Genomic DNA, 11,856 nt, shown 5'->3' with positions numbered 1-11,856 from the left:
GGGGACCTCGCCCCATTTGTCGTCGGGGATTCCCACCACCGATGCCTCGTCGATTTCGGGCAAAAGGAGAAGTACTTTTTCAATTTCGGCGGGGTAGACATTCTCACCGCCCGAAACGATCATGTCCTTGAGTCGGTCGATGATATACAGGTAGCCGTCTTCGTCGAGATAGCCAAGGTCGCCGGTGCGCAGCCAGCCATTGACGATGGTGCTTCGAGTGGCGTCGGGGAGATTCCAGTAGCCGGTCATCATGTGTGGACAGCGCACCACGAGTTCTCCGGCCTCGCCTGCAGGAAGTGGGCGCCCATCGAGATCGACGATCCGCAGGTCGACCTCAAAGTAAGGCCTTCCCGCGCTTTCGGGCTTGTCCAGAATATCTTCCATGTTCATCAATGCGCCGGGGCCGGCGATTTCAGTCATGCCCCAGAGATTCTGGCACAATACGCCGAACCGTTCGTGGGCCAGCTTAACCAGGGAAAACGGCAGTGGCGAGCCGGGCAGGGCGGCGACTTCCCAGGTGCTCAGATCAAAGCGCGAGGGATCCGGCACGTCCAGGAGCATGCGCATCATGGCCGTGACGCCCTGGATGATCCGGATGCCATGTTTTTCGATCAGGGCCAGCGTTTCCTCAGGGTCGAAACGCGCGTGATGACCGTGGCAATGCCCTTGATCATATGGCCGACAATGGGGCTACTGGCACCGGTATGAAAAAGCGGCGCCAACATCAGCAGCTTGTCTGGATATTCGTAGTTCAAGCCGACCACCATGTTGAGTGCCGCGTGGTAGACCGCACGGTGGGTCAGCATCACCCCCTTGGGATGGCCGATGGTGCCGGAGGTGTACATGATGGCCAGAAGATCGCTTTCGGTCATCGGAAGGTCTGGCACCGTCGAGGGTTGGGATGCCACCAGTGACGCATATCCCAGGCAGCCGTCAGCCGGTTTTTCATCCGTGGAGATCTGGTAGGAGAGGCGGGGGCGCATGGTCAGGGCGGCGACGGTCTCTTTAAATTCCGGGCCGTAGATCAGCCCGCCGACCTCGCAGTCGCTCAAAATGAAATCCAGTTCGGCCGGAACCAAGCGGACATTGAGGGATACCAGCACGGCCCCGATACGGGCGGCGGCAAAAAACACCTCCAGAAACTGGGGGCAGTTGTGCATCAGGAGCCCAACACGGTCACCGGGTTTGACACCCAAGGCGATCAGGGCATGGGCGGTTTGGTTGGTGCGTTGGTCAAACACCCGGTAGGAAATCACCTGATCCTGGAAAATCAATGCCGGGCGATGGGGGGTGACCATGGCACGTTTTTCAAGGACGTGGCCAATCAGCATGTCAAAACCTCCTCTGTCAGATTTCTGCCCCCAACTGGCGTGACAGACTCTTGCCTGCCGCTGCGACCCGGCGACCGCATTCATATACGCCCTCGACCGAAGATAGCCCGAGAACGACCAGGTAACCGACCGGCTGCTGGTTCGGACCGATCACCGGCGCGGCGACGGCGTTGATCCCGGGAACCGTCTCCTCCAGGTCCATGGCATAGCCGTCTTCTTGGCAGCGAATGATTTCAGCATTCAATTTTTCGCGATCGAACCGTGACGGGTCGCCATGGAAGTAGAGCGCATCCGAGGCCAGCAGGGCTTCGCGTTCCGCTTCCGGCAGGAAGGCAACGATGGCTTTGCCGTGGCAGCCGTAGGTCAGGGGAAAGCGGTGGCCCACGCGCATGGTGACACCCATGGGATGGCTGCCCTCATGCTTGGCGGCCACGAAAACGTTCTGGTCGGCAATCAGCCCCAATGCGGCCGTGGCGCCGGCCTTGGTTGCCAGATCCGTAAGCAGTGGTTCGGCCAGCTTGGGCATGCTGAGGGAATCGAGAAAACGCCGCGAAAGGCCGATCAGGCCCGGACCCAAGGCGTAGCCCTTGCCCCGGCCGGCGGTCTGCACAATGCCATATTTGCGCAGGGTCTGCAGGATGCAAAAGGCGGTACTTTTGTGGATCTCGGTCTTTTCGCAGATTTCGGTCAGGTTCATGTGGGCCGACTCGCTCTGGGCAATGCGAAACAGCACGCGCATGGCCTGTTCCACGGCGGGCACCATATACTTGTCTTTGGGTGTCGTTTTTTTATGTCTGGTCATGAGTTCTTTATACAAAACTAAAGTTTTATATTTATAAACTAAGCGTCCTGTAGCATCGGAAAAAGAATTCTGTCAACAAAAACATGGGGAGATTCTATGGGTGAAATGTTGAAAAACGGTATTATTATTTTTCACAGAGATACGTGGTTATCAAATCCGTCGATTTGACCCCAAGGAACCTAAACAATCAATCCATGGAGGGTTAATATGAGTGAACGCCAACAAACAATAGATCCGGTTTGTGGTAAGGACGTTTATCCCGATGAATGCCAGTTTGTCAGTGATGATGAGAAGGGAACGCACTATTTTTGTTCGAAGGATTGTCAGAGCACCTTCGACAAAGCGGATGCCAAGACCAAAAAGGGGTTCTGGGCTAGATACACGGATAGACTCAAAGATGTTCAATGCAGCCGGACGACCCAGGATTGCCGGTAGTAAAAAACGTACTTCCTGATTGCCTTCTCATTCTCGTAACCGTCCCGCACCCATGACATGTGTCGTGATGCGGGACCTCTTTTTGACGGGTTCGAAAAACGTCACTTTCTGTGATGTATCCAGGAGACCACGGCTTCGCTTGAGGATATTACGCCAACTCTGGCGGCCCTTATCGGCATACGTCCGCCGGAAACCGCCAATGGCAGGGTTTTGACGGAAATATTGACGCCCAAACGACGGCATCGAAAAAATGCGAAAGCGTGCCCGTCAAGCGATGGTTCACCGAAGGCGGTTTTGCTTTTTACCATGGATCAGTGCCGGGCCGACTACCTCACCAATCCGCAGATCTGTCCGGCCTTTGCCTTTACTCGCAGTGTGCTCATGCGTCAGGGTGCCAGCTATGCCAACGCCATGTTGAGTTATGCCGGATCACGAACGGCGGTTTCCCACACGGTGATTGGTACCGGCGCCACCCCTGGGATCAACGGCATCATTGGCAACAACATTCGCAGTTATGATGAAGAAAAATCCCCGATATTCCCCTTGGCTTACAACGGATCGCCGCGCCACAGCATGGACATGTTCAATCTGCTCACCCCGACGCTGGCCGATGTCATGGATCTTGACATGCAAAACCTGCCCATCGTTATTTCAATGAGCCCATACGGCCGCGCCGCCTTGGGTATGGGCGGGCACGGTGCCGCTTATATGGAGGGCCGCAGCGACAATGACATCGTCCTGAAACTTTCCAGAGACTTGGGTCTGCCCTATACCAACCCAACATACTTTAGCCTGCCAGATTATCTAACCCACTCGGACGCCAACCCTATCCGCATCGATGACTGGCTGCTTGCCAACTATGGCATCGACATCAGTTCCGAGCCGTGGACCGAGCACACCATTATTAAAGACAACAGCCCCTTTGCGCCGAAACACGGTAATGTGATCGTCGGACCCCAAGGGGTTTTTCCGGATGGCGAAACCTTCAGCTTTAGTTATGCGGCGGTGACGAGCGATGTCGAGGAACCCTCGTCCACCGTCCAGTTGTGGAGTGAAGCGGCCGGCTACAAGAGCAACACCTATTTCGAGGAGGCCATGTACACGCCTTTCTACACGCTGTGGGCCACCGACATGCTACTCATGGCCATACAAAACGAAGGGGTGGGGCAGGACGCCATCACCGACTTGGTTTACTATAACTTCAAGTGCCTGGATAAATTAGGACACCGTTACGGCGTGAATTCACCCGAACTTTACACGTATATGTATACCGTGGATTATTGCCTGCGAAAGATAAAGGGTTTCCTGGACCGAAAGATCGGTGCCGGACGCTATACCATGGTGGTCACCGCCGATCATGGGGGGCACAATGCCTATGACGGCCGAATCCTTTATAACAGGAACCTGTTCAAAGCCATCGAAGACAAATTCGGATCAGGCATAATTCAGAACAATCCCGATAACGGCGACCCCTTTGACGATATGATCTACCTGAATCGAAACGATTTGCCAGAAGACACCACGCTGGACCATGTGGCAAGGTTTGTAGAAGACGAATTCGGTGATTATGTCTACCGTGCCTTCACCATTGATGAGATCTTTAGATAAAGGCGGTTGGCCGGGAATCCATAACCGGCATCGGTAGAAAACCGTGTCCGATGTGGGATGGCGGGCAAACTGCCGTGTCTCTGGCATTTTTGCCCGCCATCCACGAGAACTACCTTAAATTAAATGGAAAGAATGCACACCCTGTCGCCGCAACAAGCTGCTCCCATACATTCAGCGCAACCTTACATTGGTGAAAGACCCATCGCTTTTGCCCGTTTCATCCATTGCTTTCGTGCCAGCAAACGCATGTCTTCAACATTATCTGTTTCATCCATAATCTCCATCCCCATAAGCGTTTCAATTAAATCCTCTAATGTCACGAGTCCTTCCGTTCCGCCATGTTCATCGACGACGATGGCAATATGACTCCGGTCCTTCAGAAAGTGCTCTAATAGAGCGGTTAGCGATACCGACTCCGGTACGGAAAGGATGTCACGCTTCAGTGTCTCCAATTTATCACCACCCGACTTCTGGGCGGTATGGATGAGAATATCATTTTTAAGAACAAAACCGTCGATGTCGTCGATATTCGTCTTGTAAACGGGAAACCGCGAGAATGGTGATTGTGCCACTTGTTTCAGTGAATCGACGATTCGCATGCGCTTTGGGAAGGCTGAGATTACGGTGCGTGGCGTCATGATGTCAGCCACTTTTAGTGACTCGAATCGAAACAGGTTTTGGATAATCCGTGATTCCTCGCTGCCAATTTGTCCGGTCTTTACACCTACCGACGCCATGGCCACGAATTCATCCCTACTGAAAATATCCAGGCTCTTTTCATGGGAAATAGACTTGGTGATTCTTTCAGATATCCAAACGATTGGATAAAGAACCACAATGAGTGTGTTTACAAAAAGAGCGGTTGGTCCGATAAGCTTGGACCAGTAGACCGCGCCGATGGTTTTGGGAACAATTTCGGAAAGAAAGAGGATCATTAGCGTCATGATCGCCGAGAACATGCCAAACCAGGCACTTCCAAATACAGCCGTCGCTTTTGCCCCGGCACCAATGGCACCAACTGTGTGGGCAATCGTGTTTAACGTCAAAATGGCCGCAAGTGATCGGTCTATGTTATCCTGTTTCAAACGTTTCAAGAGCGCGGCCCGTTTAGGTCGTTTTTCTTTCTGCCCTTCTATATACGACGGCGTAATACTTAGAAGTACCGCTTCGGCGATGGAGCAGAGAAACGAAAACCCCAGCGCCAGAAACACATAGAGGGCCAACTGCACGACATCAGCGTTGGAATCTTCGATAATCGACTCCGTAAGATCGCCAGGGGCAACGGCCAAAGCCGAGCCAGCCAGCATCAATGGGAGTATAAAAAGTGATACCCAATATGGCCTGTTGATGATTTTCTCCATATGACATGGTGCCAAGCGTTTGAATACTGTATGCGAAGAGGTCTTGCCATAAATAACGATTATAGAAAATAGGTAAATGCGTCAAAAGCAGACTTGACCCCTTTTTTTGCCCTGGTGGGGAAATCGTGGCGGTGCGCGAAGGCATCAACATATATCGGGCTGCATGCCTTCGCGCATGTTCCTTGCCAAGGGCGTCCGCGAACCGCTGGATTTTTAGGGCATCGGGGCGGCGCGAGCCTGCTTGAAAACCTACCCTATAGTTTTTAAGATAATGTTTTTGGCAAGGCCAGAGGGAGGAAGCTGTATAAACAATACCGCGACGACCGATAACGCAGCCCAAAAACATTATCTTGAATGCTATATTTGCCGATCCAGCCTGTTGGAACGGCCCTTTGGGTTACTTGGCCATTGCTTTTTCCTTTGCCGCTAGAATGGGCTGAAACGGACCGAATTGATGCTGTTCCTGGGGAAATGCATCCGCGTAAGGCGGATAGGGGCAATCCACGGGTTTTTTGATCAGTTTGGGGTAGTCCTTCGCCAGGTTGGCCATCTGGGGACGCGGCATCGAATCGACATAAGCGGCGACATCGTAGGCATCCTCCGTGGAGAGCACCGGATGGAGGTACCCTGTGCCCAGCGGCATATTGGACTGCAGGAATGGCGCAAGTGTCAGGAGGCGGTTGGCCCCCGCGCCGTTGTTATAGCTCCCGTCGCCCCATACGGCCGGCGTGAGGTAAGCGCCCGCATCTTTTTCGGAATCGCTGGTCGCCGCGAAGCCGGCGCCGTCGCTGCCGTGACACGACTGACAGAACTCCGCATACCGCATGGCCCCTTTTTCCCGGTCGGCCATGCGATGGGGGGGATTAAACGGTGATTTCCCCAATACCGCTTCCGCCTTGGTCGTACCGGCGGAAAGCCAGTCCAGGTAGGCAACGATGGCGTTCATCTCCTTGCCGTCCTCGGGTATGGGGTTTCCGTTCATGCTGCGCTGGAAACAACCGTTAATCCGTTTTCTGAGTCCCTGTACCTTGTCTTCGCGGCCGCGGTATTTGGGGTAGGCCGTGGACACACCGACCCAGGAAAACCCATAGATTTTGGTTCCTTCTTCCTGATGGCAATTGGTGCATGCCAGGTTGTTGCCGACAGCGTATTGGCCGGTATCCCCGGCTTTGCCGCCCAGCAGCCGAAAGGTATCGGTCACCAGGGCATAGCCGTATTTTACGCGTTTACCCTGTTCATCATTGGCGATGGTCGCCATGTCCGGCGGGGTCGGGCCGTTGACCGCCTTGATGGCATCCGGCAGGGGGGCCTGGGTGCGCGTGTCGTCGGCCAGCGCGGTGAGGAAACGGATCAGGCGGTCGTTTTGCGCGTTGGTAAGCTGACGGTTCAACTGAAGGGTGCCCATCAGATCCACGGCCTCGGCAATGGTCTCAACCCCTCCATCATGGAAGTAGGGCGCGGTAAGCGTGGCGTTTCTGAGCATGGGAACCTTGAAGACATAAAGATCGTTCTCGTTTTTGGTCACCTCGTATCGACCTTTGTCCGCTTCATTGGCGTAGGCATCGAAGATACCGATTTTTTGGAACATCATGCCGCCGAGGACAGGACCGCTATGGCATTGAATGCAGCCCACATCCATGAATATGCGCATACCCTCCTTTTCCCGGTCTGTCAGCGCATCCGCTTCGCCTTTAATAAACCGGTCGATGCGGGCGCGGGAGATAAGCGTCCGCTCGAAGGCGGCGACGGCTTCACCGAAATTGTCATAGGTCAGCGAATTCTCCTGATCGGGAAACGCATTTTTGAAATCATTCACATAGCCGGCCGCTTTCAGGCGGTCGATGACCTCTGTCGGCGCCGGCATGCCCATTTCAATGGGATTCAGTACCGGACCCTTGGCCTGGTCGGCCAGATCCGGTGACCGGCCGTCCCAGAACTGGGCGATTTGAAATCCGGCGTTCAATGTCGACGGATCGTTGCGCGGTCCGTTTTTGCCCAGCGCCCCCAAGCCGGTCTTCTCGTTGTCGGCGCCGGCGCCCTTGTTGTCGATGGGGTGGCAGTCGTTGCACGATTGGGTTTTGTTGATCGAAATCGCCTCTTCAAAATAGAGCTTTTTGCCCAGCGCCACCTTTGCCGGCGTATCGTTTTCACTGCCCGGCATTCGATCGGGAAGCTCGCCAATGAGATATCTGGCCTGCATGAGCAATATGCCGTCCGGCGTTCCCGGTTCGGCCTTTAACACGGTTTTTTGCGGCATGGCTGTTGCCGATTCACCTTCTGAACGTTCCAACGGGCCCTTTTGGACGGATTGGCAGCCGATGGCCGCCAAAACGAGCGGGAGCATCATTATTGCCAGATAAACCAGCCTTCCTTTTACCGTTTTCATGGTGCAGTCTCCTTTCATTATCAAGAATATCGCTTTTCTGCGAAACCGGTCGGTGATGCGTGTTTACCCCACCGGGTAAACACACCTTCGTGCCGGGTTGATCCCATGATTCGCTAACATCCGGGAACATGGACGAGGGTTGACCATCCGATCGTGAGTGGTTCTTGCCCCAGCCCAGGGCGGTGGCACTCAAGGCGCGGGCTGAAAAGATCTTGTTGGAAAAGGTGGAGATGTGATGCCGTAAGGGGGCTGCAGCGTGTGGCAACCCATGCTGCCAGGGCCATGAGATCATCGGCAGCCCCATGGTCGCAACAGTAGCTCGAGATCAAGAGGGCTCTAAATCATGTCACATGGAAAGAAAAGGGTCAAGCTGGTCGATTTTTATAACATCAAGGTTTTGCTGTTGTGATAGATAGAAACATCGGATATGCTGTCTATGTTCCAAGCAAACACTTTTCTGCGCTATTATGCCCCTCGTAATAACGTGCTTCGATGAGGTTGTCTTCTGGGTCTCGAAAATAAATGGACGTCCCGCTGCCATGCGCACCCCAACGAGGAACAGGCCCTTCGTCTATATCAATATTGTTGTCTTTGAGACGATCAAAGAGTCGCTTCCACGCCTCCTTGGTAAGCGAAAGGCAGAAATGATTTAAATGCTTGCGCCCCCGTTTATCATCGCCTATTGTCTGCCACATCTTTTTCGGAAACAGATCTATGATTGTGTCAGGATTTAATCTCACAGAAGGAAATGGAACCTGTCCTTGAAAGTATGCTTCTGTGCGTTCAGTCTCAAGCATTAGTACTTTTGAATAAAATTCGAGCATTTTTTTGTCGTTTTCTACATTCAAAACGATATGATCCATTAGGCAACGCATTGTCCACTCTCCTTATGATCAACTGTAAAAAAAAAGCGAAAAAAGCCTGGTCTTAGTAAATACCATGGCTAGACGCCTTTAATCGACTATCTAAGAGCTTATATAAACTGTGCCGGTCACTGAACCAACTCGGTAGCCTTTTTGTCTTATCGTTTTTTAAATATAAAAATAATTCATGGTCTTCTATTTTTACTTTTACCATGTCCGAGATCTTTATTTTTTCTTTTTTAAATAAATTTTTAATTTCTATGTAGCTATCGTTGAATATAACTTTTGAAAAATGAAGATCTAACACTGCTAATAAGAATAAAATACATGACAGAGATAGTGCTATTGTAAGTATGGATATTTCTTTGATCATGAAAATTGAAAAGGCGACAATAAGTGTCCCTACTAAAATTATAAAAGTTAAATATTTCGGTGGTGTATATATTTTATTTGTTATTTTCATTTTGCCTGACTTCTAACGCCACGCTTTACCAGGCGGGCATCGGAAATCGAAAGTTTTTAAAATTGATTTTAATGTTCCTGAACACTTACTTTTTTAGAGCGGCTGTATCCGCCCGCTCTGTGTGCAAGCGTTTGTTCGGCATTTAAATAGTTAATTCCCAGTAACCAACATCAATCCATCGATTCATTTTCCAACCGACTTCTTTAAAATGGGCGACTTTTTCAAACCCCATTTTTCATGCAGAGCAACACTTGCCTGGTTCGGTAGCGCTATCCCGCCCATGACGGTATGAACAGAGATCCTTCGCAGTCGATCAATTAATGTTTGGTAAAGTTTGGTTCCAATGCCTCTGCCAACGGCTATTTTTGATAAATACACTGTACTTTCTACAGAGTAACGATAAGCATGGCGGCTTTTCCACCTGCTTGCATAGGCATAGCCGAGTATTGAACTGTTCTCTTCATACACAATCCATGGAAAATTATTAATTATATTTTGGATTCGTTTTTCCATTTCTAAAGCTGGAACGACTTTCTCTTCGAATGTGATCACAGAGTTTTCGATATAATGATTGTATATCGAACAAATTGTTTCTGCATCGTTTTTCTGAACGTCTCTTATCATTTTTTTATCTTATCGTTTGTGTTGTCGAACGCCCGGGATGAGGCACGGCGGATTTTTGCCGTCGCTCTCAATGCCGTTGTTCGGCATCGTTCAGTAAATTTTTGAACATTCGGATGCATTCAAGCTTTGATCCATTCGACAAATCGTGAAACGTTAATTCCTGTTCTAAATATCCATGAACCATATAAAAGCCTTTTGCATTGAGCGTGGAATAAACAGTGATTTTAAAGATATTGCTTTTTCGAGCAATCGTCTCAAGTTCATTAAGGAGTTGCGATCCAACTCCCTTCCCCGTAGCATCAGGATGAATATAAATTGCGCTGACTTCTGCACATCCCACATCAAAAATCCCTATGCCTATCAAATCCTGCTGTGAATCATGAGCAACTAAAAATACCTTCTCTTTTAAAGCTTGATCATAAACAGAAGGCGTAAGAACACTGGTCCAGGCATTTAACTGCTCAGGGGTATAGTGGTTGACGCACAGTTTCCTGATTGATGCAACATGTAGTTTCCAGATATTGCCTTTGTCAGAACTGCATGCTTTTCTTATTTTCATGATAATATCATTGCTGCCGAACGCTCAGTTTTCCTCAAGCTTCAACACAAGCCTAAGCATGTCCTGAAGCTGAATTCCATCTTCATAAATTGGTTCTTCGTAATTATCCAGGAAGAAGTTTTTTTCGACCGTGTCCACTCGAAACCCTTCGCGTTGATAAAAGGCCAACTGATATCCAAATGTTCCCGTTCCTACTTCCAACCGTTTCACCTTAGCCTTACGAGTGGAAATGATCACATATTGAAGTAGTTTCCTTCCAATACCAATTTTTTGATATTCTGGAGCAACTGAGATATTCATCAACTCATGTGTATTTTCAGAAACTGGTTTAACGATACATGCCCCAACAACTTGATTTTTTAACGTAGCAATAAAGCATTTTGATTGCCTCAAATAGCCCTCAACTTTTTTTATTGAAGGATCTGCTTGAAGAAGCAGGTCGATGGGTGCCTCTGAGGCTGTTACCTCTTTAACTTGTGTTATGGAATCCGTCATCTTTAAGTAGATCCCCATGAAAATAGAGCCCTTCCGATCCTCTTAAGTAGCGTTTCGGCAAACTCGGGGGTTACTCATCATCACCCTCCACCACCGGCGGTTTCATGATCAGGCCGATGGCTTCACGGGCCGTGACGGCCGCATCGGGGAAGACGTCCACCAGGTTGGCGGCGTGGCGCAGGTTGTCGGCCGTGCGCATCATCAGCAAGGTAGAGCAAGGTAGGGACGTCCATTAGCATATAAGTCAAGAGCAAGGTAGGGACGTCCATTAGCATATAAGTCAAGTTAAAAATGTATCGATACACAATCCATGCGCTCTGAGGATCCCCTCCCCCCGCTTTACCGCCATACTGATCGCCGGTTGGCTCAAGCCCATTTTTCTTGCCAGTTCGGTCGCTGTCAGGTTCAATTCTCGAACCGCCAGATAGCATAATAGGCTGCGCGCCGCCACGATGACCGGGTAGCGCCCTGGCATGAACAATCGATCGGCAGATACATTGAAATAATCGGCCACAGCCTGCGTCAGCCGTTCCAGGTCCACGCCTTCGGATTGTAGCCTGTATTGTCGTTCCTTGCGCTCGTTGCTCAGCGACAGTGCCTGCTCGACAAAATCACCGTCGCCAAGGATTCGTTCGTCACCCTTTATCCGGTCCTGACCGTTCAAGAGCACCCTGGCCTGTTTCCAGCCACCGACACTGCGTACTAGTCCACCGCCGACCAGTTCAGGCCGCCGGCCGGCTGCGATCCCTTTTTCTACAAACGCACGATATTGATTTCTGCCGGCCTTTTTCGTTCTGGCGAACATAGCCAGAATCTTCCGATCATCCTGCCACTTCTTTTTCTGTTTTCCCATGAGGACGCTGTGGCCTGTATACTGGTAGCCGTCCAGCGAGGTGAGGTCACGGACAATGCCGGCACGAAGCGGATTC

The 11,856-nt window shown here is 50.9% G+C and carries 10 protein-coding genes and 2 pseudogenes; 2 read left to right on the top strand and 10 right to left on the bottom strand.

What is annotated here, in order from left to right:
• Positions 1–1,298 (bottom strand): annotated as a pseudogene (locus JCM12296_RS45945) (AMP-binding protein); the annotation flags it as partial.
• A gap of 49 nt (positions 1,299–1,347) precedes the next feature.
• On the bottom strand, positions 1,348–2,133 hold the full coding sequence (locus tag JCM12296_RS27700; RefSeq protein ID WP_054699904.1) for an IclR family transcriptional regulator: 786 nt from the start codon (positions 2,131–2,133) through the stop codon (positions 1,348–1,350).
• Between the two features lie 207 nt (positions 2,134–2,340).
• Here JCM12296_RS27700 and JCM12296_RS27695 point away from each other — a divergent pair, with 207 nt between their 5' ends.
• Both JCM12296_RS27695 and JCM12296_RS27690 read left to right on the top strand, forming a co-directional pair.
• A complete protein-coding gene (locus JCM12296_RS27695) occupies positions 2,341–2,568 on the top strand; it encodes a YHS domain-containing protein (RefSeq protein WP_054699902.1) in 228 nt (75 codons plus the stop codon).
• A gap of 210 nt (positions 2,569–2,778) precedes the next feature.
• Entirely contained in the window at positions 2,779–4,176 is a 1,398-nt protein-coding gene (locus JCM12296_RS27690; protein WP_306304142.1) for an alkaline phosphatase family protein, read from the top strand.
• A 182-nt stretch (positions 4,177–4,358) separates the two neighbouring features.
• On the opposite strand, the gene JCM12296_RS27685 is transcribed toward JCM12296_RS27690, so the two are convergent.
• From JCM12296_RS27685 to JCM12296_RS27650, 8 genes and pseudogenes are all read right to left on the bottom strand, one after another.
• Positions 4,359–5,537, bottom strand: coding sequence for a hemolysin family protein (locus JCM12296_RS27685; RefSeq protein WP_054699896.1), 1,179 nt, complete (start codon positions 5,535–5,537; stop codon positions 4,359–4,361).
• Between the two features lie 397 nt (positions 5,538–5,934).
• A complete protein-coding gene (locus JCM12296_RS27680) occupies positions 5,935–7,923 on the bottom strand; it encodes a cytochrome c peroxidase (protein WP_054699894.1) in 1,989 nt (662 codons plus the stop codon).
• A 434-nt stretch (positions 7,924–8,357) separates the two neighbouring features.
• Positions 8,358–8,786 (bottom strand): VOC family protein, encoded by a 429-nt coding sequence (locus JCM12296_RS27675; protein WP_246804980.1) that lies wholly within the window; start codon positions 8,784–8,786, stop codon positions 8,358–8,360.
• Positions 8,787–9,432: 646 nt separating this feature from the next.
• On the bottom strand, positions 9,433–9,873 hold the full coding sequence (locus JCM12296_RS27665) for a GNAT family N-acetyltransferase (RefSeq protein WP_218188320.1): 441 nt from the start codon (positions 9,871–9,873) through the stop codon (positions 9,433–9,435).
• 67 nt (positions 9,874–9,940) lie between these two features.
• The gene (locus JCM12296_RS27660; RefSeq protein ID WP_054699887.1) at positions 9,941–10,432 is read right to left on the bottom strand and encodes a GNAT family N-acetyltransferase; all 492 of its coding nucleotides are present in this window, start codon (positions 10,430–10,432) and stop codon (positions 9,941–9,943) included.
• 24 nt (positions 10,433–10,456) lie between these two features.
• Entirely contained in the window at positions 10,457–10,945 is a 489-nt protein-coding gene (locus JCM12296_RS27655; RefSeq protein WP_246804978.1) for a GNAT family N-acetyltransferase, read from the bottom strand.
• 52 nt (positions 10,946–10,997) lie between these two features.
• Positions 10,998–11,129 (bottom strand): hypothetical protein, encoded by a 132-nt coding sequence (locus JCM12296_RS48270; protein WP_281492177.1) that lies wholly within the window; start codon positions 11,127–11,129, stop codon positions 10,998–11,000.
• Positions 11,130–11,207: 78 nt separating this feature from the next.
• Positions 11,208–11,856, bottom strand: a pseudogene (locus JCM12296_RS27650) (transposase); the annotation flags it as partial.

It is taken from the genome of Desulfosarcina cetonica JCM 12296 (assembly GCF_001311845.1).
Lineage (GTDB): Bacteria > Desulfobacterota > Desulfobacteria > Desulfobacterales > Desulfosarcinaceae > Desulfosarcina > Desulfosarcina cetonica.
Note: the sequence above shows the minus strand (reverse complement) of the source record. Positions and strands in the feature narration are given on the sequence as shown.

What these genes read in the sequence shown, in the direction of transcription:
- JCM12296_RS27685 (WP_054699896.1), bottom strand. Translation starts at nt 5,537, where the DNA reads ATGGAGAAAATCATCAACAGGCCATATTGGGTATCACTTTTTATACTC.
- JCM12296_RS27655 (WP_246804978.1), bottom strand. Translation starts at nt 10,945, where the DNA reads ATGGGGATCTACTTAAAGATGACGGATTCCATAACACAAGTTAAAGAG.
- JCM12296_RS27665 (WP_218188320.1), bottom strand. Translation starts at nt 9,873, where the DNA reads ATGATAAGAGACGTTCAGAAAAACGATGCAGAAACAATTTGTTCGATA.
- JCM12296_RS27675 (WP_246804980.1), bottom strand. Translation starts at nt 8,786, where the DNA reads ATGGATCATATCGTTTTGAATGTAGAAAACGACAAAAAAATGCTCGAA.
- JCM12296_RS27700 (WP_054699904.1), bottom strand. Translation starts at nt 2,133, where the DNA reads ATGACCAGACATAAAAAAACGACACCCAAAGACAAGTATATGGTGCCC.
- JCM12296_RS48270 (WP_281492177.1), bottom strand. Translation starts at nt 11,129, where the DNA reads ATGATGCGCACGGCCGACAACCTGCGCCACGCCGCCAACCTGGTGGAC.
- JCM12296_RS27695 (WP_054699902.1), top strand. Translation starts at nt 2,341, where the DNA reads ATGAGTGAACGCCAACAAACAATAGATCCGGTTTGTGGTAAGGACGTT.
- JCM12296_RS27680 (WP_054699894.1), bottom strand. Translation starts at nt 7,923, where the DNA reads ATGAAAACGGTAAAAGGAAGGCTGGTTTATCTGGCAATAATGATGCTC.
- JCM12296_RS27660 (WP_054699887.1), bottom strand. Translation starts at nt 10,432, where the DNA reads ATGAAAATAAGAAAAGCATGCAGTTCTGACAAAGGCAATATCTGGAAA.